The following is a 26,338-nucleotide window of genomic DNA, read 5'->3' on the forward strand; positions in this document are numbered from 1 at the left end:
ATGGCATCGCCTCGCCATTAATCGCCCTGCCAAAGAACGTGGTGCGCGGCGTTAGGGAGAGCTTTGCGATGAGCATTTCGTTCAAGGACAAGGTCGCGATCGTCACCGGCGCTGGCGGCGGCATCGGCCGTGAATACGCGCTCGAACTCGGCCGCCGCGGCGCGAAGGTCGTCGTCAACGATCTCGGCGGCGCGCGCGATGGCACCGGCCATTCCGATGCTGCCCTGAAGGTCGTCGAGGAAATCCAGGCCGCCGGCGGCGAGGCCATGTCCAACGGCGGTTCGGTGACGGAATTCGAGCAGATGGCCGAAATGGTCGCCCGCGCGAAGGAAAAGTGGGGCGGTGTCCACATCCTCATCAACAATGCTGGCATCCTGCGCGACAAGAGCTTCACCAAGATGGACCCGGCTGACTTCGAGATGGTGGTCAAGGTCCACCTCATCGGTTCCGCCTTCGCCACCAAGGCCTGCTGGGACCTGATGCGCGAACAGAACTATGGCCGCATCCTGATGACCGCCTCGTCCACCGGCCTGTTCGGCAACTTCGGCCAGGCCAACTATGGCGCGGCCAAGCTCGGCCTCGCGGGCCTCACCAAGACGCTCTACCTCGAGGGTGCGAAGAACAACATCAAGGTCAACACGCTGGCCCCCGTCGCCGCCACGCGCATGACCGAGGACATCTTCCCCGAGGAAGCCTTCAAGCTGTTTGGCCCGGAAAACGTCGTCCCCGCCGCGCTGTTCCTCGTTTCTGACGACGCCCCCAGCAACGCCATCGTCGGCGCAGGCGCAGGCGCCTATCACTCGGCGTGGGTCACGATGAACAAGCCCGTCCTGCTCCCGCTGAACGCGCGGACCGTCGAAGACTTCGCCGCACACTGGGACCAGATCTCCGACCGTACCGGCGATTTCGTCCCCCAGTCGGGCGCGCAGCAAAGCCAGGCGATCCTCGTCGAGCTTCAGGCCGCGATGAAGCGCTGATCTCAACCGGGCGCGGGGGCGGCCATGACGGATCACGATCGTCTCATGGCCGCCCTGCGCTGGCGGGCGCTCCTGCTGCAGACTGCACTCGCGCTCTACATCGGCGCCACGCTGATCGCGTTCGGAGCGGGTGCCGCGCTGGTGAACAACCTCGATGGCATGGTGCGGCTCGGTGCCGCGCTGGTCGCCGCCCTCATCTTCAGCGCCCCGACGCTCGTGCTCGTCCTTCTCGCCGGACTGGTCTGGGTCTGGCGCGCACATGCCAACCTGCGCGATCTCGGCATTCCGGATCTGCGCTACAGCCCTGTCTGGGCGACCAGCAGCTGGTTGGTACCATTTGCCAACTTCGTCGTGCCAAGGCGTGCGATGCGCGAACTGTGGAACCGGAGCGCGGGCGAGGACCAGTACCAGGCCGAACAGGAAGTCACCGCGATCACGGGCTGGTGGTCATGCCTCCTTGGTGGAGCCCTGTTCCAGGCCGTCTTCCTGATGACCTTGAGCCTCGATTCCCTGCCGGGCGTGCGGGTTATCACTTCGCCATTTCTCATCATGATCATCGGCGGACTTGGCATGGTGCTGCTGCTGGTCTCCGCCGTGATGCTGTTTCAGGTCGTGCGGCAGATCACGCGCAGCCAGAAGGCCCTCGTGCGGACCTCGGGCGTGTTCGACTGAGCTACCCTGCCGGGCACGCGCCGCGCGTTGCCCCGGCCAGTTGCATCGTGCGCAGCCGCGCCTGCACTTCGGCCTCATCCAGCACCCGCACCGCCCCGGTGCGCGCATCAATCAGCAACGGCGCCGCACAATCGCCGCGCAGAACCGCGCGCCGTCCTTTCTCGGGCAACATCAGCACCATCCTTGAATCCGCATCGCGGTAGACCGCCCGCAGCACTGGAGTGCCTTCGTCGGCCCTCTTTTCAGCGGCGGTCGAAGCGTTGCAAGCAGCAAGCGCCACCACGCCCGCCAGCCCCGCCGCGCGCATCAGATGCACCGCTTCTCCTCCAAACCCTTGGTCATTGCGAGGAGCATAGCGACGAAGCAATCCAGAGCGTCATGCACAAACGCTCTGGATTGCTTCGCTTCGCTCGCAATGACGAAGGTCGGGCTATGTGGCCACCCTTCCCCGACCCGCTCATGCTGAGCTTGCCGAAGCATCATGCCCGGTCGCCCGCACCAGTCCCCTTCGACAAGCTCAGGGTGAGCAGGAATGAGCGGGACAGAAACGACCGTCTCAATTTTCCACGATCTTCAGCAGCTTGCGCTCGAGCACCGATAGCACCCCCGCCAGCTCATGCCCGCGCTTGAGCACTTGCCCGGCCTCGCCAAACAGCGTCCACATGCCCTGCTTGGCTCGCAGTGCCGGGCGCTTCTCGATCCGCGCCGTGGGCCGTTCTGCCGTGCGGCGGAAGGCGGCAAAGCTTGCCGCATCCTTGCCGAAGCTCATCGCATAATCGCGCCATTCCCCGGCAGCGACCATACGGCCATAGAGATCGAGAATCCGCATGAGTTCAGGCCGTTCAAAGCCGACTTGCAGCTCGGTACGGCTTTGCGGGAATGGCAGCACAGAAGGGCCAGGACCGCCCGAATCGGCGCCGCCCTGCACGCTCAGCTGCGGCTCCTGCGCCGGTTGCCGCCGCCGACGGGCGCGGGCGCATCAGTGCTTTCATCCTGCCGTTCAAGCAGTGCGGCGACCTGCGCTTTCAGCAGCGCTACTTCCGCCTCGAGCTCGTCCACCCGGCTCCCGCCAGTCGGTTCGCACGGCTCCTTGCAGGGAGTGCCGTAAGGGATGAAGTCCTTGAGCCAGGTCTCGACCGGCACCAGCGTGGACCGCGCCTTGAGGCCGACCATGGTCGCGCCCTCGGGCACGTCCTCGGTCACCACCGCATTGGCACCGACGCGCGCGCGCGGACCCACGGTGATCGGCCCCAGGATCTGCGCGCCCGAACCGATGATCGCATTGTCGCTCAGCGTGGGATGGCGCTTGCCGGGCACGCCATTGGCCGGATTGGTCCCGCCCAGCGTCACGCACTGGTAGATCGTCACGTTGTCGCCGATCTCGGCGGTCTCACCGATCACGGTAAAGCCGTGGTCGATGAACAAGTGCCGCCCGATCTTCGCACCCGGATGGATGTCGATGCCCGTGAAGAAGCGCGCCAGATGGTTCACGAAGCGCGCGAGGAAAAACATCTCACGCACAAACAGCCAATGCGCCACGCGGTGCAGGCCGACGGCATGAAGCCCCGGATAAAGCAGGATTTCCCAGCGCGAGCGCGGCGCGGGATCGCGCGCGCGGATCGAGTCCAGATAGGCGGTGAGGCGTTCGAACATGGCCGCGCTTTTCCCCCTTTTGCGCATTTAAAGCAAGCGCGCCTAGAGAAGCCTAGGTTGCCGTTCAGCCTCGGGCACACCATGCACCCGCTCTGCCAAGGCATCGCGTGCCAGCGATATGGTGACTGCGGCCTTCCGCTCAAGGGACAGGCGATCAATTGTTTCGACCAGTGCCTCGGCGGCGGCATGGCTGCGTTCCAGCCGGGGCAGGAGATAGGCCAGCACCGCCTCGCCCAGAGCCAGCCCCCGCCGCGCCGCATGGCTCTCCACCAGCGCGAGGAGCAAGTCATCGTCGGGCGCGCCGATCTCGATCATCAGTGCCGAGCCCAGCCGCGAGGCGAGATCCGGCAGCGCAACCTGCCACGTTCCCGGCGCCTTGTTCGAAACGATCAGCAGCGGCCGCCCATCGGCCTGCGCGCGGTTCCAGCGGTGAAACACCGCGTCTTCCGGCAGGGCGTCGGCATCATCGAGCGCATCGCCCAGCCCGCTCGCGGCAAACCAGCGCGCCAGCAGGCTCTTGCCCGAACGCGGCGGCCCTGCCAGCACGGCGGCGCGATAGGGCCAGTCGGCCGCGCCCGCCAGCAGCGCCAGCACCGGCTCCAGCGAAGGGCCGGTGAGCACGGTCTCGGCGGTGGTCGCCGTGACGAGGGGCAGCGCGATCTGGCTCATACTTACTTGCGGATGCTGAGCGCGGCCGCCCCTTGGGTCACGCGCCAGCCCTGCGCGCGCAAGGCGGCCGCAAGCGCATCGATATCGCCGGCAAAGGTTACGCGCATCACCGAAGTGCCGCCCATGGCAAGGCTGGTGGTCGCCGCGTCCTTGACCCCGTCGACCCGGCGCACCGCGCTCACGCCCGCATCGACCGCCGCGGCATCGGGGGTCACGAACTGCACCGTCACAATCGTGGTCGGCACGGCCGCAGCCGTCGCCACCGCGTCAGGCCCTGCCACCGCCGTCGGCGCGGCAGGCGCGGGGCCGAGCTTGGCCACGATGCTTGCCACCAGTGCTGGATCGAGATCGGGCCGCATCGAAAGCGATGGATCGGGCGCCAATTGCCCCGCCGTCAGCGCGCCGGCATAGAGGCCGTCCAGCCGCGTAATCGCCTCCGCCAGCATCGCGGGAAGCTTGTCCTCGCTCGGCGCTGTCAGCTCGAAACTGCCGATAAACGTGTTGTTTGGCCCATGGCGCGCGGTGAACGTGCCGTGCACCGGTCCACCCGGCCAGCTCCGCTCCAGCTTGGCGATCGGCATGATCACATCCGAAGCACCAGCCGAATCTAGCACCAGCCGCCACCAGTTGCGGCTGCGGCGGCTGATCTGCCCGGCTGTCAGCAGAAGCGAATCCGCGCCTGCGCCATTGGGCCGCACATAGTCGATAGCGCTCGCCCCGGTGCGGAACTCGGCCCAGGCCTTCTGCCAGGGTGTGCGCGTCTCGAACACCGAAGTGACGCCGCCTTCGATCAGCACCGGGATCACCAGCAGCGGCGCCGAATGCGCGATCTGGCCCTGCATGCCGAGGTAGCCGCTCGTCCGCGTACGGTCGAAGATCACCCCCAGCGTCGCGATATAGCGGTGCGGGCCGATCTGTTCCTGCCCCACCACCACGGCGGAAACCATGCCGTCGATCGTGCCGTCATCGAGCGCGGGGGCTGCACCGCCGCCGAGCCCGTTGGACTTCCACAGCTTCTCCCACGCCAGCCGTTGCGCCTGCCGCCAGCCATTGGCGCGGGCTTCTTCCGCCGTCTTGCCGGTGGTGTTGACCTCGATCCCGCTCACTTCGAAATCGCCATTGCTGGCAATCGGCGCGATGCCGCGGTCGCCCTCGATCTGCGCATAGATCGCCGCGCCCCCGCCCGCGAGCAGCAGGCCGAGCCCCGCAAGCAACGCAAGCCGCGCCCGGCGGCTCAGGTCCGGCAGGAACGTCAGGTTGAGGAAGGGCGAGCGCAGGGCGGCCAAGGGAACTCCATCTGGGAACGCAGGCCTTGCGCTGCATCTTTTCTCGAATGCCGCGCTTTTGCCCAAAGGCAAGTGGAAATCCAAGCGGGAAAGCGCTAGGCGGCTGCCCCATGGCTTCCACCGACGAAACTCCGCAGTCCTACTCCTACGCCAAGGCGGGGGTAGACATCGCCGCCGGCAACGCTCTCGTGAAGGCAATCGGCCCCCTCGCCCGCGCCACCGCGCGCCCCGGCGCCGATGCCGAACTGGGCGGCTTCGGCGCGTTCTTCGACCTGAAGGCGGCGGGCTACAAGGACCCGCTGCTGGTTGCGGGCAATGATGGCGTCGGCACCAAGGTCAAGCTCGCGATCGATCATGACCGGCACGATGCGATCGGCATCGATCTCGTTGCCATGTGCGTCAACGATCTCATCGTGCAGGGCGCGGAACCGCTGTTCTTCCTCGATTATTTCGCCACCGGCAAGCTCGATACCGGCGTTGCCGAACGCGTCGTCGCCGGCATTGCCGAAGGCTGCCGCATGGCGGGCTGCGCGCTGATCGGGGGCGAAACCGCCGAAATGCCCGGCATGTACGGCCCCGGCGACTACGACCTTGCCGGCTTCTGCGTCGGCGCTGTCGAGCGCGGCGAGCAGCTTACGGGTGATCGCGTAGCGGAAGGCGATGTCCTCATCGGCCTCGCCTCCTCGGGCGTCCACTCCAACGGCTATTCGCTCGTCCGTCGCCTCGCTGCTGACAAAGGCTGGAAGCTGGACCGCCCCGCCCTGTTCGACAACGAGCGCCTGCTGATCGACCATCTGATCGAGCCCACCCGCATCTATGTGAAGAGCCTGCTGCCCTTCATCCGGGCCCAAGACGGTAAAGCTGGCCGCATCCATGCGCTGGCCCACATCACCGGCGGCGGCCTCCTCGAAAACGTGCCTCGCGTCCTCCCCCAGGGCCTCCACGCCCGCATCGATGCCGATGCCTGGGAACAGCCGCGCCTCATGGCCTTCCTCCAGGCGCAGGGCCAGATCGAGCCCGAGGAAATGGCCCGCACCTTCAACTGCGGCGTGGGCATGGTGCTTGCCGTCGCTGCGGACGAAGCCGCAGGCCTGATCGCCGATCTCACTGCCGCCGGCGAAACCGCTTTCCCGATAGGCACGATAGTCGCGGGCGAAAAAGGCTGCACGGTCTTCGGCAGCGCCGAGGCATGGTCCGCCCGCGCGCCGTGGGAAGCGGTGCATGTCGGCTAACCTGATCCTCCCCATTTTTGCCGCAGGCACAAATGGGGAGGTGGCCCGCCGCAGGCGGGTCGGAGGGGTAATGGCGGCAAGGAAGAACCCCTCCGTCAGCCCTGCGGGCTGCCACCTCCCCATTTGCACTTCGTGAAAATGGAGAGGACCTGATGACCACCCGCGCCAAAGTCGCCGTCTTCATCTCGGGCAGCGGCACCAACATGGCCGCGCTGCTCTATGCCAGCCGCCTTCCGGAGTGCCCGTTCGAGATCGTCGTGGTGCTCTCCAACAACCCCGAGGCCGGCGGCCTCAAGCTCGCCGCAGCGGAGGGCGTTCCCACCTTCGTCCTCCCCCACAAAGGCGTCCCCCGCGACGAACACGATGCCGCGATGGAAGCAGCGGTCCGCCGCGCTGGCGCACAGTGGATCGCGCTCGCCGGCTACATGCGCATCCTCACCCCCGAATTCGTCGCGCGCTGGGAAGGGCGGATGGTCAATATCCACCCTTCGCTCCTCCCCAAGTACACCGGCCTCCACACCCACGAGCGCGCCATCGCGGCGGGGGACAGCCATGCCGGCTGCACCGTCCACCTTGTCACCGCCGATCTCGATGAAGGCCCGGTCCTCGGCCAGATCCCGGTCGCGATCCTTCCCGGCGATACGCCAGACAGCCTCGCCGCCCGCGTCCTCTTCGCCGAACACCAACTCTACGCCCGCTGCCTCGCGCAGCTCGTCACGCGCGAGACCGACCCCGCCTGGCTCACCGCGCAGGTCCGCGAACGCGCGATGCAACTGCCTGAAGCCGAAGAAAGCCTGAGCCACAGCATGGCCTGCTTCGGCATCATCAAGGGCAAGAAGTTCGCCTACGTCCCCAGCCACCACCACGCCGACGGAAGGACAGCCCTCCTCGTCAAGATCAGCGGGGTAGACGAACAGGAGCAGCTGATCGAAAGCGATCCCGATCGCTTCTTCCGCCCGGCCTATTTCGGCGACGGGTGGATAGGTATTCGTCTTGACCTCGGCGACGTTGACTGGGACGACATAGCCGAATGGCTGCGCCGCTCCTGGCTGGCTGTGGCGCCGCGCAAGCTTGCGGCGATGATGGAATTCTGATCGCAGCCCTGCCCCGGCTGCCGGAGCCGCCAATGCCCAAAACCCCGCTTTCCCCGCTGCATCGGCTCTATGTCCACTCCGCCCTGCAATCGTTTGTTGAAGCGGGCGGCGGCATCTTCATCGCCGGCTTCCTCGTCAGCCGCGGCTTTTCCTTCCCGGCGGCCCTCGCCAGCTTCGCGCTGATCGTCCTCTCGCGCCTTGCCTTGCGCGGCCTTGTCCTGCCGCTGGCGGTGCGCTTCGGCGTGCGCAACGTGCTGCTGATCGGCATCGCCGTCCGCGCGGTCAGCTTCGCGCTGCTCCCGCTGGTCCACGAAGTCGGCCCGCTCCTCGCGCTCTTCCTCGCCGTCAGCGGCCTTGGCAGCGTGCTCTACTGGACGGCATGGCACGGCTTCCTCCCTGTGCTGACCGACACCGGGCGCGGCGGCCAGCAGATCAGCGTGCAGCAGGCGACCAGCGCGCTGGTGGGCATCGCCGCCCCTGCGCTCGGCGGTCTGCTCCTTGCGCATGGCGGGCCGGGAATTGCCTTCGCGGCGATCACCGTGCTGCAACTCGCCAGCGCCCTGCCGCTCCTCGGCGCGCCCAATCCCACGATCGACCCTGCCGCCGTGCTCGAACCCGGCGTCGCCAGCTACGCACGCCGCCTCTATCTGGGTGAGGGCTTCCACGCGGGCTGCTCGGTGGTGATCTGGAACCTCGCGCTGTTCGCTACGCTGGGCGAGCATTTCGACCAGTTCGGCGCCGCGATGGCCGCCGCCGGACTTGCCGCCGCCGCCGGCAGCCTGCTCGTCGGCCGCCTGATCGACAGCGGGCACCCACGCCACTCGCTCGTCATCGCCTATGGCGCTGCCGCACTCGCGCTTGCCGCCAAGGGCACCGCGCTTGGCCATCCGCTCCTCGCCGTCGCGGCCACCGCGCTCGGCGCGCTCGTCGTGCCGATGACCAGCACCGCCATGCTCGCCCCGCTCTACGCGATGGCGCGGCAGAGCCCCTGCGTGCTGCGCTTCTCGATGGCGACCGAAGGCGGTTGGGACCTCGGCTGCTCCGCCGCATGCCTCACCGCCGCAGCCCTGCTGGCAAGCGGCGCGGGTTTCCACCTGCCGATCCTCCTCGGCCTTGCCGCCATCGCGGCCATGGCCCGGATGCTGGACCGCTGGTACGCGCGGCAGGCCGTCGCCGTCTGAAAAATAGGGACAGTCCCTATTTACTGGAACGGCGGTTCGTTCATATCTCGCTGATATCCACCACCGGTCGATCCTCACGCGTCCCCCGATAGCGCGCATCGGGATCGCTCTCGCCGGGCGAGATGACCACGTGGTCGTCATGCACTTCGAGCAGTGTGCCCACGAACGGCATGCCCTCAAGGCTCCCCGTCACGCGGTAGCTCACATAGTCGCCCACCTTGAACGTGGCGGGATCGAAATTGAACTCGAACGGGCACGACCCGTCCCCCATCCCAAACATAACTTCTCCCGAAACGCAAAGGGCCGCCGGATCGCTCCGGCGGCCCCTGCTATAGCAACCTGCGCGCAGCAGATCAGCCGACGATTTCTTCGGGCTTGAAGAAGTAGGCGATCTCGATCGCCGCGTTCTCGTCGGAATCCGAACCGTGGACGGTGTTGGCTTCGATCGATTCGGCCAGCTCCTTGCGGATCGTGCCCGGCTCGGCGTTTGCCGGGTTGGTCGCGCCCATGATGTCGCGGTTGCGCTGCATGGCGTTCTCGCCTTCCAGCACCTGCACCACGACCGGGCCCGAGATCATGAATTCAACGAGATCGTTGAAGAACGGACGCTCGCGGTGGACGGCGTAAAAGCCCTCGGCCTGCTCGCGGCTCATGTGGATGCGCTTCGAGGCGACGACGCGCAGGCCGGCTTCCTCGAGCATCTTGGTGACCGCGCCGGTCAGGTTGCGGCGCGTGGCATCGGGCTTTATGATCGAAAAGGTGCGGGTAACCGCCATGGGATGTTCCTTGCGTTTTATGGGAGGCTTTTGGCTGGCCGCGCCCCTAGCGGGGAAATTGCTGCGCTGCAAGGTTATGGGCGTCAGCGCGGCCCTTCCAGCCACTTGCCGCCTTCCTGCCGCCAATATTTGCGCTCCGCCCCCTCACGCGTCCCAAGCATCCGCCAGGTCGCGCGTGCATCGTCGATCCGCTCGGGCGGAAACAGCAGGAACACGCGCGCAGCACCTTCATAGCCCTCGGCCATGTCGCGCCAAACCCCGTCCGCCAGCGCCAGATAGCGCGCGCCGTTGGCGGGCAGCGGCTCGTGCGAAAGCAGGATCGGCTGGCGCGCATCGTGCTCTCCGCCCGCCATGCCGTGGGCGAGGAAGCTTTCGGGAATGCGCGTCCACAGTGCCTCGCTGATCCGGCCAAGCTGGCCCGCATCCTCCGAAACCACCAGCAACCGCTCGCCCGCGCCCAGCGTGCCCTGCGCAAGGCGGGGCAGCACCAGTTCCGCCGGATCGCGCGAAAGCTGGTAGAAATCGACCCGCATGGTCAGATCGGATCGTCGAGCGAACGGGCAAGCGGTGTGAAGCTCTTCGGGCCCTGCTCGGTCATCACCCAGCAGTCCTCCAGCCGCATCCCGAATTCGCCGGGAATATAGAGCCCCGGCTCATTCGAAAAGCACATGCCGGGGGCCAGCGGCGTGCTGTCATTGCCGACGAGGTAGGGGCTTTCGTGCCCGTCCATACCGATCCCGTGCCCTGCGCGGTGTGAAAGGCCCGGCAGCGCGAAGCCCGGCCCCCAGCCCTCACCCTCATAGAACCGGCGCACCGCCGCATCGAGCGCGCTGACCGGCGTGCCCACCTTCGCCGCGCCAAATACCATGTCCTGCCCGCGCCGGATCGTGTCCCACACCTTGCGTTGCCGCGCGCTCGGCTCACCGAAAACCAACGTGCGCGAAATGTCGGACTGATAATCCTCGACCACGCACCCGCAGTCCATCAGCACGACCGAGCCTTCGCGCACCACTTGCGGCGTCTTGGAGCCATGCGGGTAGGCGCTCGCCTCGTTCAGCAGCACCAGCGCGAAATCATTCTCTGCACCCATTCGGGTCGTTGCCGCGCCCACCAGACCGCCGATGTCGCGCGCCGTCATGCCCTTCTGCATCACAGCGTGCGCCTCGCGCAGCGCGGCCAACGTCACCGCATTGGCGATCTGCATCAGCGCCAGTTCGGCGGGCGATTTGATCTGGCGGCAGGCATTGACCAGCGCCGCGCCCGAAACGACTTCGAACCGCCCCTCGCGCGCCAGCCCTTCGGTGATGAAGGCCCGCGTCGTCTGCTCCACTGCCACAGGCCCAGCGCGCCCCTTCAGCGCATCGGCGATCAGCGCAAAGGGGCTGGCATCCTCATGCCATGTGCGCAAATCGGCGGGTACCGCGAGGGTTTCCTTCACCGAAGGCGCCTCGAAGAACGGTGTCACCACGATCGGCTGGCCACTTGCCGGGATCACCGCTGCCGTGATCCGCTCCGATCGCGACCAGCGAATGCCGGTAAAGTAAGTCAGGCTGCTCCCGCTCTCCACCAGCAGGGCGGCAACCTTCTGCTCGGCCATCAGCCCCTGCACTTTGGCGATGCGCGCCATGCGCTCGGCCGGGGTGATCGGCACCGCCGCATCGGCAAGTCGGGCGGGGGCCGCCGCCCGCGCGCCCATCGGTACCATCGCCAGCGCTGCTGCGCCGCCCGCACCTGCCAACACGCCGCGCCGCGACCAAGTCATGCTGCTTTCCCCTTCCCCGAGCGGCAGCGATCCGAACAGAACTTCACGTTGTCCCAATCGCGTTCCCACTTCTTGCGCCAGGTGAAGGGGAGGCCGCAGGCGGCGCAGAGCTTGCTCGGCAGGTCCGCCTTGCGGCGCATCTTCGGCACGTATCAGGCTTCCAGCACGTCGCGCACATAGCGATCGAGCAGCCGCACGCCAAAGCCCGTCGCGCCCTTGTCATGCGTCGCGCCGGGCTTGTCGACCCACACTGTACCCGCGATATCGAGGTGCGCCCAGGCCACGCCCTTGTCGACGAAGCGCTGGATGAACTGCGCCGCCGTGATCGAGCCGCCATAGCGCGGGCCTACGTTCTTGATGTCGGCAATCGGGCTGTCGATCAGCTTGTCGTAGGCAGGGCCGATGGGCATGCGCCACAGCTTGTCGCCGCTCGCCTTGCCCGCTGCATCGAGCTGCCCGGCCAGGAGATCGTCGTTGGCGAACATGCCGGCATGCTCATGCCCCAGCGAAATGATGATCGCGCCGGTCAGCGTGGCAAGGTCGATGATCGTGGCAGGGCTGTATTCCTTCTGCACCCAGGTCACCGCATCGCATAGCACGAGGCGGCCTTCAGCGTCGGTGTTGATCACCTCGACCGTCTGGCCCGACATCGTGGTGACGACATCGCCCGGGCGCTGCGCATTGCCATCGGGCATGTTCTCGACCAGGCCGCAAACGCCGATCACGTCCGCCTGCGCCTTGCGCCGCGCCAGCGCGAGCATCGTGCCGACCACCGCCGCCGCGCCGCCCATGTCCCACTTCATGTCTTCCATACCTGCCGCCGGCTTGATCGAGATGCCGCCGGTGTCGAACGTCACACCCTTGCCCACGAATGCCGTCGGCCGCGCGCCCGCCTTGCCCTTCCAGCGCATGGCGATGATCTTGGGCTCGCGCACCGAACCCTGCGCCACGCCGAGCAAGGCGCCCATGCCGAGCGCGGTCATTTCGGCAAGGCCCAGCACCACGATCTCGACGCCTGTGCCCTCAAGCCGCGCCTTGCAGCGCTCCACGAAGCTGGCGGGGTAGATCACGTTGGCGGGCTCGGTCACCAGCTCGCGAGTAAACTCCACGCCCTCGGCAATCGCGGCTTCGGTTTCCCAGACGGCCTCGGTTCCTTCGGGCGCGCCCAACACAACGATCTTCGCCAGCGAGGGCTTCTGCTCGTCGCTCAGCTTGGTGCGATAGACGTCATGGCGCCACGCACGCAGCCGCGCCGCGAGCAGCACGGCGGCTGCTTCCTCAGCGCTGAGGCCGCTGCCGGCAAAGTCGATGGCGAGCTCGGTCTCGCCCGAAGTCAGGTACTTGGCGGTCAGCCCGCCGCCCGCGCGCTCCAGCGTCGCGGTCCGTCCGGCCGCACCCGGCTCGCCGATCCCGGCAAAGGCCAGCCGCTGCACACCATCGCCCGCCGGCACCAGCGCTTCGAACAACTGCCCGGCCTTGCCGGTAAAGCGCGCGGCGGCGGCAGCGCCGCGCACCAGCACGTCGGCATCGGCGGGCAGCCCGCCCTGCGGCACGAAGCGGGCAACAAGGCGGAGGCCTGAACCGGAAGTGGCTGCATCTGCTGCGGCGAATTCGATAATCATTCAAGGCTCCTGCCGAAAAAAGGGCACACCCCAAGGCTCAGCTTGGCGCAAGGTGAATTGTGGGTTTGCAGTTAAGCGGCACCGGTGCGATAGGCAAGGCCATGCGAGCCCCCCCGCGGCCCTTGCCGCAAGCCTTGTCCCGATGCTTGCGGCCAGCTTGCGTCGCCGCCATTCGCCCCACTTTGGCCGTGCTGGGCGTGCTGGCGCTAGGCACCGCCCCTGCGCACGCGCAAACCGCAGACGTCCCGCCTCCGCCCCAAGAGGCAGGCCAGCCGGCCAAGCCACCAGCCGAAGTCCGCTTCCAGTCCGATCGCGTCACGTATGCCAGCGATGCCGAGACCGTGACAGCAACCGGCAATGTCGTCCTGCGCCGCGCCGAACAGACCGTGCGCGCCGATGTCGTCACGTGGAACCGCAAGACCGGCGTGATCGAGGCGAGCGGCAACATCCGCTTCGTCGATGAAGCCGGCAACGTGCTTTATACCGACAAGGTCGAACTGACCGACGAGCTCAAGGCCGGCGCGGTCGAGGATCTGCTGCTTGTCCTGCGCCAGGGCGGGCGGCTTGCCGCGCGCAGCGGCACGCGCGCCGCCAATGGCGATATGGTCTTGCGCGATGCCGCCTTCTCCGGCTGCGCGGTCGAGGGTGAGGACGGCTGCGCCAAACGGCCGAGCTGGGAAGTGACCGCCGTCGCCGTCACTTACGATGCCAAGGACCAGCGCGTACACTACAAGGGCGCGCTGCTGCGCGTGTTCGGCCTGCCGATCCTGCCGCTGCCCGGCCTTGCCCACACTTCGGACTTCCGCGCCGAAAGCGGCCTGCTGATCCCCGATTTCCGCTTCAGCGCGGCCAACGGCGCCGAAATCAGCGACACCTATTACTGGCGCCTTGCCAACAACAAGGACCTCGCGCTCACCGGTTATATCTTCACCGGGGCGCTGCCGATGATCTCCGGCCGCTATCGCCAGCTGACGGACCATGGTGCCTTTCAGGCCTCCGCCTATCTCACCCGCAGCGCGCGCATCAATATCGGCGGTGGCTCCCTGACCGGTGCCAATCCGCAGGAACAGGTGTTTCGCGGCTATTTCGAATCGAATGGGCGCTTCCAGCTTTCGGAAAACTGGAGCCTCACCGGCTATGGCCGCTACGCCAGCGACCGCACCTTCCTGCGCCGCTACGATATCAGCCGGGATGATCGCCTGCGCTCGACCATCAATCTCGAACGCATCGATGCAAACAGCTATTTCAGCATCGCTGGCTGGGCCGTGCAGACTTTGCGCAGCGGTGACCGGCAGGGCCTCGTGCCGATTGCGCTTCCCGCCATCGAATACCGCCGCCGCATCGTCCCGCCCGCGATCGGCGGCATGCTCGAACTGCAGCTCAACAGCCTCGCGCTCACGCGGACCGGCGGGCAGGACACGCAGCGCGCCTTCGCCAAGGCGCAGTGGGACCTGCGCACGCTGACCGGACTGGGGCAGGAGATCACCTTCACCGCCCTCGCGCGCGGCGATGTCTATCACTCGCGGCAGAACGACCTGACCAGCAACCTGCTCTACCGCGGCCTGCCCGGCTGGCAGGGGCGCGGCATTGCCACTGCGGCGGTCGATATCAAGTGGCCGCTGATCGGTTCGGCGCTCGGCGGCACGCAAGTGTTCACCCCGCGCGTCCAGTTCGTCGCCATCCCCAAGATCCGCAACCTTGCCATCCCCAACGAGGATTCGCGCTCGGTGGAGCTTGAGGATTCCAACCTCTTCTCGCTCAATCGCTTCCCCGGCTACGACCGCATCGAGGACGGCGTGCGCGTGACTTATGGCGCGGACTGGCAGTTCACCCGGCCCGGCTGGCGGGTTGCCACCACCGTGGGCCAGAGCTACCGGCTCTCCACGCAAAAGACCCTGCTGCCCGATGGCACCGGCCTGTCCTCACGCGCATCGGATATCGTCGGCCGCACCGATCTCAGGTTCCGCGATATCGTGCAGTTCACCCACCGCTTCCGGCTCGACAAGGACAGCCTGAAGCTGCGCCGCAACGAATTCGATGCGACGATCGGCAACCACCGCACGTATGCCGAAGTCGGCTACCTCCGGCTCAACCGCGATATTCCCGCGACTTTCGAAGATCTGCGCGACCGTGAGGAAGTGCGTTTCTCCGGCCGCATCGCTTTCGCGCGGCGCTGGTCGGTGTTCGGCTCGGCCGTCGCCAACCTCACCAGCAAGGTGGATGATCCGACCAAGACCAAGGACGGCTTCCAGATGCTGCGCCACCGCCTTGGCTTTGCCTATGCCGACGATTGCCTCGATTTCGCGCTCACCTGGCGGCGCGACTACATCACCAATGGCGATGCGACGCGCGGCAGCACGATCCAGTTCAACATCGCCTTCAAGGGCCTGGGTGTACGCTGAGCCGCGATCTTCCCATTTTTCCTCCGTTTCGCTTCCATCGCCGTTGCAATCGGGCTATCGCCGCGCCACTCACCTTGGGTTCAGCCGAACCATGCGAGTGAGTGGCGGCCCAGTAACCGTTGGGGGGGACCGTTCGGCGCGCAAGCCGGATGGGGCCGAGAGACAGGAATATCGTACTGCCATGAAGACCGGGTTTCGTTTGCTTTCCGTTTCGGCGCGCGCCGCACTCAGCCTCGGTGCCCTTGCGGTTGTCGCAGCTCCCATTTCCGGCACGCTCGCCCACGCGCAGACCCTGCCCGATCCTGCGGAAGACACCTCCGGCACCGGCGCGCTCAATCTGCCCGCCAATCCCGTGATCTTCGGCAAGACCGATCCGCACCTGCGCCGCGCCACCGCGATCGTGAACGGCGAGATCATTACCGGCACCGATGTCGACCAGCGCCTCGCGCTCATCGTCAGCGCCAATGGCGGCAAGGTTGCGCCGGAAGAGATGGAGCGGCTGCGTCTTCAGGTGCTGCGCAACCTGATCGACGAAACGCTGCAGATCCAGGAAGCCAAGGCCGCCAACGTCGATATCGACGAGGAGGAAGTCACCCAGACCTTCAACCGCGTCGCCCAGCAGAACTTCGGCCAAAATCCCGCTGCGCTCGAAAAGTACCTCGCCTCGATCGGCTCGTCGTCGGGCTCGCTCAAGCGACAGATCAAGGGCGAACTCGCGTGGCAGCGCCTGCTGCGCCGCAACGTCCAGCCCTTCATCAACGTGTCGGACGGCGAAGTGCGCGAAATGATGGATCGCCTCAAGGCCGCCAAGGGCACCGAGGAATACCGCATCGGCGAAATCTACCTCGCCGCCACGCAGGAAACCAAACCGCAGGTCCTCGCCAACGCGCAGAAGATCCTCGAACAATTGAAGGGCGGCGGCAGCTTCGTCGCCTATGCGCGCCAGTATTCGCAGTCGTCCAGCGCCTCGGTCGGCGGCGATCTCGGCTGGATCCGCCTTGCCCAGCTCCCGCCCGAACTCGCCACCCCCGCCGCGCAGATGCTGCCCGGCCAGCTCGTCGGCCCGATCGAGCTCGCGTCCGGCTACTCGCTGCTCTACCTGATCGACAAGCGCCAGGTCCTCACCGCCGATCCGCGCGATGCGGTGCTCAGCCTCAAGCAGATCTCGATCGCCTTCCCCAAGGGTACCACGGAAAAAGATGGCGCCGCCAAGGCCGCCGAATTTGCCAAGGTCGTCAAGGAGATCAAGGGTTGCGGCGGGGCCGATGCGGCTGCCGTCTCGCTCGGCGCGACTGTCGTCGCCAACGATCAGATCAAGGTGCGCGATCTCCCAACCGCGCTGCAGGACACGATCCTCAAGCTCTCGGTGGGCGAAACCACGCCGCCCTTCGGTTCGATCGAAGACGGCGTGCGCGTCCTCATGCTGTGCGGCCGCGATGATCCCAAGGTCGAAAGCGGGCCGAACTTCGAACAGCTCCAGTCGCAGATGGAAGACGACCGCGTGAACAAGCGCGCGCAGACCTACCTGCGCGACCTGCGCCGCGATGCGGTGATCGAATACAACTGAGGCATATTACCCTCTCGCTCACCGCCCGGCTCTGCTAGGGCGTCTGCATGACCGTCACCCAACCGCCGCTCCTGCCGCTGGCGATAAGCCTCGGCGATCCTGCCGGTATCGGCCCAGAGCTGATTGCCGCCGCATGGGACCAGCGCGAGGCAGAAGGGCTCCCGCCGTTCTTCGCGGTGGGCAATCGCGATCTCATCGAAGCCGCCGCCCGCAGCCGGGGCCTCGCCATCCCGGTCGTCGCCATCGCCGCGCCCGATGAAGCCGCCGCCGTCTTCCCCCACGCGCTCCCCGTGCTCGATGTCGGTATGTGCGCCTACACGCCCGGCCTGCCCGACGATGCCGGCGCCGCGCTCGCCTTGCGCGCGCTCGAAGTCGCCACCAGCCTCGTCAAGCAGGGTGCCGCCGCCGCGCTCGTCACCGGTCCCATCGCCAAGAGCCGCCTAGCGCGCATCGGCTTCAACCAGCCGGGCCAGACCGAATTCGTGGCGGAAGCCTGCGGGATTACCCCCGAAAACGCGGTGATGATGCTCGCCGGGCCGCACTTGCGCGTCGTCCCCATCACCGTCCACGTCGCGCTGCGCGATGTGCCGTTCCTGCTCTCGGCGGAGCTCATCCGCAGCCGCTCCGCCATCGCGGCGTCCGCGCTCACCCGCGATTTCGGCGTAGCCCACCCCCGCCTCGCGGTCGCCGCGCTCAATCCCCACGCCGGCGAAGATGGCCGCATGGGCACGGAGGATAGCGACGTGATCGCCCCCGCCATCGCTGCGCTGCAAGCCGCTGGGATCGACGCGCGCGGGCCGCTGCCCGCCGACACCATGTTCCACGCCGAAGCCCGCGCCACCTACGACGCTGCCATCTGCATGTACCACGATCAGGCGCTTATCCCGATCAAGGTGCTCGATTTCGACGAGGGCGTGAACGTCACGCTCGGCCTGCCCATCATCCGCACCTCGCCCGATCACGGCACCGCCTTCGCCATCGCCGGCACGAATGTCGCCCGCCCCGGTGCCACCATCGCCGCGATCCGCATGGCCGGAGAATGCGCCGCCCGCAGAGCCGCCGCCGGATGATCGAAATGCCGCCTCAATCCTTTCTTCCCCTCCCCCGCTCGGGGGAGGCCGGGTGGGGGTACCCCGCGCTTGCCGGACACGCCGTACCCCCTCCCCCAGCCCCTCCCCGCCGGGGAGGGGAGCCATGAGTGACACCCCAAGCGTGAACCTCCCACCCTTGCGCGAAGTCGTCCAGCGTCACGGCCTCATCGCCACCAAGGCGCTTGGCCAGAACTTCCTGTTCGACGAACAGCTCCTCGCCCGCATCGCCATGGTGCCCGGCGATCTCAAGGGCCAGAACGTGCTCGAAGTCGGCCCCGGCCCCGGCGGCCTCACCCGCGCGCTGCTGCGCCGGGGTGCCAATGTCACCGCGATCGAAATGGACCGCCGCTGCCTCCCCGCGCTCGCCGAACTGGCCGAGGCCTTTCCCGGTCAGCTCACCGTGATCGAAGGCGATGCGACGAAGATCGCGCCCGAGACCCTGTTCGACGCGCCCTGGCATGTCATCGCCAATCTGCCCTACAACGTCGGCACCGCGCTCTTCGTCGGCTGGCTCTCCGGCGAAAACTGGCCGCCGCAATGGCGCAGCCTCACCCTCATGTTCCAGCAGGAAGTTGCCGAGCGGATCATCGCCGCGCCCGACAGCGATGCCTACGGCCGCCTCGCCGTCCTTGCCCAATGGCGCAGCAAACCCCGCATCGCCATGCGCGTCCACCGCAGCGCCTTCACCCCGCCGCCCAAGGTCATGTCGGCGATCATCCACGTAGAGCCCGCCGCGATGCCGGAGGGCGTCTCCGCCCGCATGCTCGAACGCGTGACGGAAGCCGCCTTCGGCCAGCGCCGCAAGATGCTGCGCCAGTCGCTCAAGGGCCTCCCCGGCGCGCTGGAAGCCCTCGAAACGCTCGGCATCGAATCCCAGCGCCGCGCAGAAACGCTGAGCGTGGCCGAATTCGTCGAGATTGCCCGCGCGCTTACCCGCTAGCTCCTCCCCATTATTGCGCAGCACAAATGGGGAGGTGGCAGCCCGCAAGGCTGACGGAGGGGTAACTACTTCTTCTTCCGCTGCGCCTCGTACCCCTTCCTCTGCGTATCGATCAGGTACGCATGGATCGCGTCCACATCATACTTGCTCACCATATCTCCCATCGGCGCCATGCCGTTCCCTGCCAGCGCGCCGCCCAGCACGATCTGGTTGAACATGCCGTGGATGTCGCGCGGCAGCCGCGACAAGTCGGGCGTGATACCGGGGCCGAACATGTGGCAGCGTGAGCAGAACTCGGTAAACTTGGCCTCGCCATGCGCGATCTTGGCCGCAGTCGCCCGGCTTGCGGGCGGCGCAGGATAGGTCAGCGGATCGGCCCGCGGCTCGGGCTGCGGCACCGGCCCGCCGCCCAGCTTGAACACCAGAATGCGGTTGGTGTTGCGGTTGCGATAGGCAATGTCCGCCGGGGTGAGCGGATAGCTGATGCCCACCCCGCCATAGCCCACCTGCACCGCGATATACTGCACGCCGCCGATCCGGTAAGTCATCGGCGCGGCCATGATATGCGATCCGGTCTGGATCGAGGCCAGCTGCGCGCCGGTCTTGGCGTTGTAGACGCGCAGCGTGCCATCCCCGCGCCCTTGCACCACGATATTGCCGGCAGTCGAAAGCACCCCGCCGTCATAGCCGCGATTGCCGTCGGAGGTGACCTGCTCCCACACCACCTTGCGCGCCACCGGGTCCCAGGCTTTCAGCACCTCACGCACCAGACTGGTCTTGCCGCGCTCCTTCTGCAGCTCCGCCTTGCTCGGGATCGGGCCGAACAGGCGGCTCAGCGTCGCCTCGTCATAGGTATCATCCGGAATGATCCCGTTGGCGTTGAAGAAGCCCTCCAGATGGTCGAGCTTGCCCTTGTTGGCGGGCAGGTTGACCATCACGTTGGGCACATCAAGCGTCGGGATATAGACGAGGCCCGTCTGCGGGCTGAACGACATCGGGTTCCACGTGTGCGCCCCGGCCCACGAAGGATAGACGTTCTTGGGTTTGGCCGAATAGTCCGCCACCTCGGTAAACTCGGGCCGCCCGGTGGCAAGGTCCACGCCCTTGGCCCAGTTCACATAGGCAAAGGCGTCGGCTGCCAGCAGCTTCCCGGTCTTGAGGTCCAATGTGTAGAAAAAGCCGTTCTTCGAGGCCTGCATCACCACCCGGCGGGTCTCGCCGCCAAAGGGCAGATTGGCGAAAGTGAACTTCTGCGTCGCGTCATAGTCCCAGGCATCGCCCGGCGTTTCCTGATAAAACCAGGTCATCCGCCCGGACCTGGCATTCACCGCCACGATCGAGGCGTTGAACAGGTCATCGCGCCGCTCGGCGGCAGACTTCACCCGCGAATAGGGCGAGGCATTGGCCGTGCCGAACACGATCTGGTCGGTCTCGGCATCATAAGAAAGCCCGTCCCACACCGTGCCGCCGTTCTGGTAGCGGCCATCGTGATCCGCCCCCCAAGACTTTGCCGCCATTTCCAGCTCGGGATGCTCGAAGGGCTGGCCCGGCGGCGGCGGCACCGTGAAGAACCGCCACTTGAACGCGCCGGTCTTGATGTCCCACGCCGAGATATAGCCACGCGTCGATCCATCGCCGAGGTCCGCACCCGAATTGCCGATGACGACGGAATCGCTCGTCAGCAGTACCGCCCCGGTCGAGGCGTAAGTATAGCTGCTCTTGCCCCGGCCGATGATCGTGTCCGCGGTCCATTTCTCCGCGCCGGTCTTCGCATCGAGCGCATGCAGCCGCCCGTCCTCGCTGGCAACGAACACCACCCCGTCCCGCACCGCCACGCCCCGGTTCACCGTGTCGCAGCAGGCATTCCTCGCCGAGGCCGGATCGATGCCGGGATGGAATGTCCACAACACCTCGCCCGTCGCCGCATTCAGCGCATAGACGATGCCCCAGACGCCAGAGGTATACATCACCCCGTCGATAACGAGCGGCGTAGCCTCCTGCCCGCGCTCGGTCCCCATGTCATAGGCCCAGGCAAAGCCGAGCTGCCCAGCATTGCTGTCGTTGATATCGCTGAGCGATGAGAACCACGTTCCCGCCGGATCGCCGCCGACATAGTGCCACTCATCGCCTGCGACGGGATGCGTGGCTGCCGAAAACTCGGGCAGGCCCGCCTCAAGCGAGGACGCGGCAAGGCCGCAAGCACAGAGCAGGCCGAGCAAGGGACTGCGCAGATGAAACTTTCCCATGGCGGAAAGTCTCATTCCCATTGCCTCTGATAGCAAGCGGATTTCGCGCGGAACGGTCCGTCCGGCAATCAAGGTTATCGGACCGGAAACCATCGAAAATGGCATCAGAATCAATTGCGAATTTTACATGTTCTTGTTATGTTCGCCCTCTGACAGTCAGGAGTCCAAATATACGCGCGAACGACGATACTTTGCGCGAGGCCGCAGAAATGCTGACCTTCGAGCATTTTCTACGAACAGGGCGTTTGCTTGACGCTAACGAAATGGCGCTCAGTTTCGAGCGAAAGTTCAATCCTTATCACGATCCGGCCAACGGGCGGTTTACCACCAGACCGGGCGGACAAGGGAATCCACACGAAATCGTTGTCTATGGGCGAAAGCCAGACAAGACCGGATCAACCGCCCCGAAATGGAAAGCCAAGAGCGACGCGGTCAGGATTCCCGATGCGATCCGGCGCAAGATTGATGCTGTCGCTGCGGATTACCATGCTGCGACCGGTAAGACACTGACTGTCACGGATGGCATGAGAACGCCAATAGATCAGGCTGAACGGATTTATTACAAGTTTTCGCATGGCGATTTCAGGACTTATAGGGGTGCTCAAGGTGCTGAATTGGCGAGATTGTATCGTGGTGGAATCGCTAGCGGGAAATCAAAAAGCCAGATTCTGGCTGGCATGGCGGCGGTAGTTGATCTGCATTTGAAGCAGGGTCGTCCGATCTCGAAGCATCTCTTGGGAATGGGTCTGGACTTCAGAGTTAGTGATATGAATCAGACAGAGAGGGATGCGCTTAGGAATGCGGTCCGCAACAATGGTGGCAAACCGCTCGACGAGGGCATACCACCCCACATTCACGCCTCATTCTGAACAGATGGACCATGTATGGTGCTCCTCTTCGCTCTCGCTGCTCTTTCTAGTTCAGGGCCAGTTGCGTCGGCTCTGTCCCAAGATTTTTCCGGCCTATTGGCGAGTAATCAAAACTCCGTTCGGTCCTGTGAAATTCTAGAACGGAAGGATGGACAACATCTCGTCATTTACCTGAATAAATACCGTGAAGGTGACGCTATTCATATAGAATACGACACTGAAGATAGAGCCTTTGATTACATATTTGCGAAGAAAACGAAAAATAAGAGACGCTATATTTTTGAAAGCAGCACCCTATCCAGGCTTGATAAAATCGATATTAAGATCCGAACTGCGACCGGGTTAACTGAGCATGGTGTTCAGCGCATATTTGTGAAGAGCGGGACTTATGCGATCTACATCGGCTTTAGTTTCCGCAGCTCCGATGAATCCCAGATTTTTGGCGCATGCCGGATTTCGGTGGAAGTGGAGCAACCTTGACGATTGTCGCACCACCTCTGGCAATCTGTTTGGTCGGGCTTCAGGGCCGCTTGCCCTGCCAAGTTACTCGCCAGGACAGTGTCAACTTTGTCATTCTGACCTGAACTCGAACCGCCGCTTCCGAATTGATTGCGCTAAACCACTAGGGGTTCACCCCGGCGCGCGGGCAGGCTAGAGCGTCCGCATGGCCCAGCTTGCCCCCACCGAAGCCGCCCTGATTGAGGGGATCGACGCGCCTGCGATGCTGCAGCAGGTCGAGGCGTGGTGTGCGATCAACACCGGCACCCGTAATACCGCAGGGCTAAGCCGCCAAGCCGCGCGGCTCGCTGATGCCTTTGCCGCGCTGCCCGGTGAAGTGCGCCTCGTGCCGCCCGCCCCGGTCGAGGCGATCGCCGCCGATGGCCGCGCGGTCCAGATCGAGCACGGCGCGCACATGGTGCTCAGCGTTCGCCCCGATGCGCCGCGCCGTTATCTGCTCACTGGGCACATGGACACGGTCTACCCGGCGGACCACCCGTTCCAGACGCTGACATGGCTCGATGGCGAAACCCTCGGCGGCCCCGGCACGGCGGACATGAAGGGCGGCATCGCCGTCATCCTCGCCGCGCTCCAGGCCTTCGAGACGAGCCGGGTCGCGCCCTATGTCGGCTATGACGTCCTCATCAATTCGGACGAGGAAACCGGCAGCCTCGCCTCCGCCCCGCTCATCGCCGAACTCGCGCGCAAAAAGACTGCAGCGCTGACCTACGAACCCTCCGCCTTGCCAGACGGCACCCTGGCTGGCGCGCGCGGCGGCAGCGGCAATTACAGCGCGATTGTCACCGGTCGCTCCGCCCACGCTGGCCGCAACCCGCAGGATGGCCGCAACGCGCTCGTCGCCGCCGCTGATCTTGCGCTCGGTTTGAAGGCGCTTTCGGGAGACGGCCTTGCCGTCAACCCGGCCCGCATCGATGGCGGCTCGGCCAACAATGTCGTGCCGGACCATGCCGTGCTGCGTTTTAACATCCGCCCCCGCAGCGAAGAAGACGCCGCGCGCTTCTCCGCCACGATCCAGCCATTGCTGCGCGAGGTCGAGCTGGCGCATGAGGTGAGCATTCACCTCCACGGCGGGATCACCCGCCCGCCCAAGCCGCTTACGCCGGATGCGGAAAAGCTGTTCGATCTCGTCCGCCGCTGCGGCGCGGCGCTTTGCCAGCCGATCCGCTGGCAAGCTTCCGGCGGCGTGTGCGACGGCAACAACATTGCCGCACTCGGCGTGCCGGTGGTCGATACCATGGGCGTGCGCGGCGGGGCGATCCACTCGCCTGACGAATACATGATCGTGCCGTCGCTGGCTGAGCGCGCCGCGCTGTCGGCGCTCGTGCTGCACCGGCTTTCCGGAGGGGAATAACAAGCGTGACCCACGTCATCCGCGCGGCCCGCGCCTCGGATCTCGAACATCTGTACGAGATGGCCAAGCTCACCGGCGGCGGCTTCACCAACCTGCCGCCCGATCGCCGCGCGCTGGTAGCAAAGCTTGAGCGCGCCGCTGCTGCTTTTGCCAACACCATAGAAGGCGATCCGGAGACCCAGAAGGATGAACTGTTCGTTCTGATCCTCGAGGACCTCGCCACGCACGAAGTGCGCGGCACCTGCCAGATCTTCACCCGCGTCGGGCAGACCTGGCCGTTCTATTCCTATCGCATGGCGACGCTGACCCAGCATTCCAAGGAACTGGGGCGCACTTTCCGCGCCGAAATGCTCAATCTTGTAACGGACCTCGAAGGGTCGAGCGAAGTCGGCGGCCTGTTCCTCCACCCCGGCGAACGCGCGGGCGGGCTCGGCATGCTGCTCGCGCGCAGCCGCTATCTGTTCATCGCCATGCACCGCAAGCGCTTTGCCGATCGCATCCTTGCCGAACTGCGCGGCGTGATCGACGAACGCGGCGGATCTCCCTTCTGGGACGGCGTCGCAGGCCGCTTCTTCGGGATGAACTTTCAGGAAGCCGATTATTTCAACGCGATCAACGGCAACCAGTTCATCGCCGATCTGATGCCCAAGCATCCGGTCTATATCGCCATGCTGCCCGAAACCGCGCGCTCCGCGATCGGTCTGCCGCACCCCAGCGGCCGCGCCGCGATGCGCATGCTGGAAACTGAAGGCTTCGCTTCCGAAGGCTATTTCGACATCTTCGACGGCGGCCCGACGATGACCGCGCGCACGGACAAGGTGCACTCGATCGCCTCGGCCAAGATGGTGCCGGTGACAGAGGTGCGCGAGGCCGATGAAACCGCCGCCCGCGCGCTCGTCGCCACGGGCAGGCTTGCCGATTTCCGCTGCTGCTTCGCGCGGATCATGGCGGACGGGGATGGCATCGCGCTCGATCCCGATGCCGCCGCGGCACTGGGCGTCGGCCTGGGCGATACCGTGTGGCATGTGGCGCGCTGAAGGATTCCGCAATGAGCACTCTGGTCGAGATCAACTTCGACGGCCTCGTCGGGCCGAGTCACAACTACGCCGGCCTCAGCCTTGGCAACCTTGCCTCGGCCAAGCATGGCGGCAACGTTTCCTACCCCCGCGCCGCCGCATTGCAGGGCATCGGCAAGATGCGCCACAACATGGCTCTCGGCCTTGTGCAGGGCCTGCTCTGCCCGCTGCCGCGCCCCAACCAGGCCTTTCTCGGCGCGCTTGGCCTGACCGAACCCGCAGACGAAACCGAACGCCGTCTGCGCGCCGCCGCGTGGTCAGCCAGTTCGATGTGGACCGCCAATGCGGCCACCGTCTCCCCCGCGCCGGACACGGCGGACGGGCGCTGCCATCTGACGGCGGCTAACCTCGTCACCATGCCGCACCGCTCGCAGGAATGGCCCGACACCGTGCGCCAGTTGCGCCTCGCCTTTGCGGACAGCGCGCACTTCACAGTCCACGATGCCGTCCCTGCCTGCTTCGGCGATGAAGGCGCGGCGAACCATATGCGCATGGCCACCAGCCACGCCGCGCATGGCCTCGAAATCTTCGTCTACGGCAAGCACACCAAGGATTCCGGGGGCGGCACCTTCCCCGCGCGCCAGCACGAGCAGGCCAGCCGCGCCGTCGCCCGGCTCCACGGCCTCGATCCCGCGCGCTGCCTCTTCGTCGAGCAGTCCGGCGAGGCGATTGCGGCGGGCGCGTTCCACAATGATGTGGTCGCCGTCGCCAACGAGCGCGTGCTGTTCACCCACGAACTGGCCTTTGCCGATCCCGATGGCACTTATGCCGCGATCCGCGCCGCGCTGCCCGAAGCCGAAATCGTGATCGTGCCCGCCAGCGCCGTCAGCCTTGCCGATGCCATCGCGAGCTACCTCTTCAACGCGCAGCTCCTCACGCTTCCCGGCGGCGAAATGGGCCTCGTCATCCCGCTGGAGGCCTGGGAGCACCCGGCGGTGCGGACCTGGCTCGATGGCATGCTTGCCTCCAACGGCCCGATCCGGCGCGTGCTGCCGGTCGATGTACGCCAATCGATGGCCAACGGCGGGGGGCCTGCCTGCCTGCGACTGCGGGTTGTCGCCGATCCTGCCACCGTCGATCCGCGCTTCCTCCTCACCGAAGCGCGTGCAGACATGCTGGAAAAGCTGATTGCCAAAGCCTGGCCGGAGCAGATCGACCCCGCCGATCTCGGGCGCGACTCGCTGGCTGCCAGCGTCGTCGCCGCGCGCGCTGCGCTGCTCGATGCGCTCGATCTTTCCGCACTGGCCTGAAACGGCACGCCTCACCGCACGGGGGTTAAGCCCGCCTTTACCATGGCCTGTCGCCGTGCTTTACAAGGCATAGGCTATGCCATGCGCATCTGCCCCGTGATTG

The 26,338-nt window shown here is 66.0% G+C and carries 26 protein-coding genes; 14 read left to right on the forward strand and 12 right to left on the reverse strand.

What is annotated here, in order from left to right:
• Nucleotides 1–68 precede the first annotated feature (68 nt).
• Nucleotides 69–977, forward strand: a complete 909-nt coding sequence (locus tag ACODS2_RS21910) for an SDR family NAD(P)-dependent oxidoreductase (RefSeq protein ID WP_421837353.1) — start codon at nt 69–71, stop codon at nt 975–977.
• A gap of 24 nt (nt 978–1,001) precedes the next feature.
• Nucleotides 1,002–1,649 (forward strand): DUF4328 domain-containing protein, encoded by a 648-nt coding sequence (locus tag ACODS2_RS21915; protein ID WP_489000631.1) that lies wholly within the window; start codon nt 1,002–1,004, stop codon nt 1,647–1,649.
• Nucleotide 1,650: 1 nt separating this feature from the next.
• Here ACODS2_RS21915 and ACODS2_RS21920 read toward each other — a convergent pair whose 3' ends face one another.
• The 5 genes from ACODS2_RS21920 to ACODS2_RS21940 form a co-directional block, all read right to left on the reverse strand.
• Nucleotides 1,651–1,965, reverse strand: a complete 315-nt coding sequence (locus tag ACODS2_RS21920; RefSeq protein WP_489000632.1) for a hypothetical protein — start codon at nt 1,963–1,965, stop codon at nt 1,651–1,653.
• Nucleotides 1,966–2,205: 240 nt separating this feature from the next.
• Nucleotides 2,206–2,538, reverse strand: a complete 333-nt coding sequence (locus tag ACODS2_RS21925) for a DUF2794 domain-containing protein (protein WP_489000681.1) — start codon at nt 2,536–2,538, stop codon at nt 2,206–2,208.
• Nucleotides 2,539–2,579: 41 nt separating this feature from the next.
• Nucleotides 2,580–3,302, reverse strand: a complete 723-nt coding sequence (epsC, locus tag ACODS2_RS21930; protein ID WP_298193573.1) for a serine O-acetyltransferase EpsC — start codon at nt 3,300–3,302, stop codon at nt 2,580–2,582.
• Nucleotides 3,303–3,344: 42 nt separating this feature from the next.
• Nucleotides 3,345–3,971, reverse strand: coding sequence for an HdaA/DnaA family protein (locus ACODS2_RS21935; protein WP_489000633.1), 627 nt, complete (start codon nt 3,969–3,971; stop codon nt 3,345–3,347).
• Between the two features lie 2 nt (nt 3,972–3,973).
• The gene (locus ACODS2_RS21940) at nt 3,974–5,257 is read right to left on the reverse strand and encodes a heavy-metal-associated domain-containing protein (protein WP_298167576.1); all 1,284 of its coding nucleotides are present in this window, start codon (nt 5,255–5,257) and stop codon (nt 3,974–3,976) included.
• A 110-nt stretch (nt 5,258–5,367) separates the two neighbouring features.
• Between ACODS2_RS21940 and purM the strand changes: the two genes are divergently transcribed.
• The 3 genes from purM (at nt 5,368) to ACODS2_RS21955 (ending at nt 8,764) form a co-directional block, all read left to right on the forward strand.
• Nucleotides 5,368–6,489 carry a phosphoribosylformylglycinamidine cyclo-ligase gene (gene purM / locus ACODS2_RS21945; RefSeq protein ID WP_489000634.1) on the forward strand — a complete coding sequence of 374 codons (1,122 nt, stop codon included), beginning with the start codon at nt 5,368–5,370 and terminating at the stop codon, nt 6,487–6,489.
• A gap of 152 nt (nt 6,490–6,641) precedes the next feature.
• Nucleotides 6,642–7,583, forward strand: coding sequence for a phosphoribosylglycinamide formyltransferase (purN, locus tag ACODS2_RS21950; RefSeq protein ID WP_489000635.1), 942 nt, complete (start codon nt 6,642–6,644; stop codon nt 7,581–7,583).
• Complete coding sequence (locus ACODS2_RS21955; RefSeq protein ID WP_489000636.1) at nt 7,520–8,764, forward strand: MFS transporter; 1,245 nt, start codon at nt 7,520–7,522, stop codon at nt 8,762–8,764. Before purN ends, ACODS2_RS21955 begins: the two co-directional genes overlap by 64 nt.
• Nucleotides 8,765–8,804: 40 nt before the next feature.
• On the opposite strand, the gene ACODS2_RS21960 is transcribed toward ACODS2_RS21955, so the two are convergent.
• The 6 genes from ACODS2_RS21960 to ACODS2_RS21985 all read right to left on the reverse strand — a co-directional run bounded on the left by ACODS2_RS21960 (nt 8,805) and on the right by ACODS2_RS21985 (nt 12,924).
• On the reverse strand, nt 8,805–9,044 hold the full coding sequence (locus ACODS2_RS21960) for a hypothetical protein (RefSeq protein WP_298167562.1): 240 nt from the start codon (nt 9,042–9,044) through the stop codon (nt 8,805–8,807).
• A gap of 73 nt (nt 9,045–9,117) precedes the next feature.
• Complete coding sequence (gene ndk, locus ACODS2_RS21965) at nt 9,118–9,540, reverse strand: nucleoside-diphosphate kinase (RefSeq protein ID WP_067908053.1); 423 nt, start codon at nt 9,538–9,540, stop codon at nt 9,118–9,120.
• Nucleotides 9,541–9,623: 83 nt separating this feature from the next.
• The gene (locus tag ACODS2_RS21970; RefSeq protein WP_489000637.1) at nt 9,624–10,073 is read right to left on the reverse strand and encodes a DNA polymerase III subunit chi; all 450 of its coding nucleotides are present in this window, start codon (nt 10,071–10,073) and stop codon (nt 9,624–9,626) included.
• A 2-nt stretch (nt 10,074–10,075) separates the two neighbouring features.
• Nucleotides 10,076–11,302 carry a M24 family metallopeptidase gene (locus ACODS2_RS21975; RefSeq protein WP_489000638.1) on the reverse strand — a complete coding sequence of 409 codons (1,227 nt, stop codon included), beginning with the start codon at nt 11,300–11,302 and terminating at the stop codon, nt 10,076–10,078.
• Nucleotides 11,299–11,442 (reverse strand): DUF2256 domain-containing protein, encoded by a 144-nt coding sequence (locus tag ACODS2_RS21980; RefSeq protein ID WP_421839935.1) that lies wholly within the window; start codon nt 11,440–11,442, stop codon nt 11,299–11,301. Before ACODS2_RS21980 ends, ACODS2_RS21975 begins: the two co-directional genes overlap by 4 nt.
• A 12-nt stretch (nt 11,443–11,454) precedes the next feature.
• Complete coding sequence (locus ACODS2_RS21985; protein ID WP_489000639.1) at nt 11,455–12,924, reverse strand: leucyl aminopeptidase; 1,470 nt, start codon at nt 12,922–12,924, stop codon at nt 11,455–11,457.
• Nucleotides 12,925–13,025: 101 nt separating this feature from the next.
• Between ACODS2_RS21985 and ACODS2_RS21990 the strand changes: the two genes are divergently transcribed.
• The 4 genes from ACODS2_RS21990 to rsmA all read left to right on the forward strand — a co-directional run bounded on the left by ACODS2_RS21990 (nt 13,026) and on the right by rsmA (nt 18,924).
• Nucleotides 13,026–15,326: an LPS-assembly protein LptD gene (locus tag ACODS2_RS21990; protein WP_489000640.1), complete on the forward strand. Its 2,301-nt coding sequence runs from the start codon at nt 13,026–13,028 to the stop codon at nt 15,324–15,326.
• A gap of 181 nt (nt 15,327–15,507) precedes the next feature.
• Entirely contained in the window at nt 15,508–16,893 is a 1,386-nt protein-coding gene (locus tag ACODS2_RS21995) for a peptidylprolyl isomerase (protein WP_489000641.1), read from the forward strand.
• Between the two features lie 47 nt (nt 16,894–16,940).
• A complete protein-coding gene (gene pdxA / locus ACODS2_RS22000) occupies nt 16,941–17,963 on the forward strand; it encodes a 4-hydroxythreonine-4-phosphate dehydrogenase PdxA (RefSeq protein ID WP_489000642.1) in 1,023 nt (340 codons plus the stop codon).
• A 124-nt stretch (nt 17,964–18,087) separates the two neighbouring features.
• A complete protein-coding gene (gene rsmA / locus ACODS2_RS22005; protein ID WP_489000643.1) occupies nt 18,088–18,924 on the forward strand; it encodes a 16S rRNA (adenine(1518)-N(6)/adenine(1519)-N(6))-dimethyltransferase RsmA in 837 nt (278 codons plus the stop codon).
• A gap of 65 nt (nt 18,925–18,989) precedes the next feature.
• Here rsmA and ACODS2_RS22010 read toward each other — a convergent pair whose 3' ends face one another.
• A complete protein-coding gene (locus ACODS2_RS22010) occupies nt 18,990–21,170 on the reverse strand; it encodes a PQQ-dependent dehydrogenase, methanol/ethanol family (protein WP_489000644.1) in 2,181 nt (726 codons plus the stop codon).
• Between the two features lie 209 nt (nt 21,171–21,379).
• Here ACODS2_RS22010 and ACODS2_RS22015 point away from each other — a divergent pair, with 209 nt between their 5' ends.
• From ACODS2_RS22015 to ACODS2_RS22035, 5 genes are all read left to right on the forward strand, one after another.
• Nucleotides 21,380–22,039, forward strand: a complete 660-nt coding sequence (locus ACODS2_RS22015; RefSeq protein ID WP_489000645.1) for a hypothetical protein — start codon at nt 21,380–21,382, stop codon at nt 22,037–22,039.
• A 15-nt stretch (nt 22,040–22,054) separates the two neighbouring features.
• A complete protein-coding gene (locus tag ACODS2_RS22020; protein WP_489000646.1) occupies nt 22,055–22,519 on the forward strand; it encodes a hypothetical protein in 465 nt (154 codons plus the stop codon).
• Between the two features lie 184 nt (nt 22,520–22,703).
• Nucleotides 22,704–23,909, forward strand: coding sequence for a hydrolase (locus ACODS2_RS22025; protein WP_489000647.1), 1,206 nt, complete (start codon nt 22,704–22,706; stop codon nt 23,907–23,909).
• Between the two features lie 5 nt (nt 23,910–23,914).
• Nucleotides 23,915–24,946, forward strand: a complete 1,032-nt coding sequence (locus ACODS2_RS22030) for an arginine N-succinyltransferase (RefSeq protein WP_489000648.1) — start codon at nt 23,915–23,917, stop codon at nt 24,944–24,946.
• A gap of 11 nt (nt 24,947–24,957) precedes the next feature.
• Entirely contained in the window at nt 24,958–26,235 is a 1,278-nt protein-coding gene (locus tag ACODS2_RS22035; RefSeq protein ID WP_489000649.1) for an N-succinylarginine dihydrolase, read from the forward strand.
• The last annotated feature ends 103 nt before the right edge of the window (nt 26,236–26,338 follow it).

It is taken from the genome of Novosphingobium sp. FG137, from assembly GCF_057809735.1.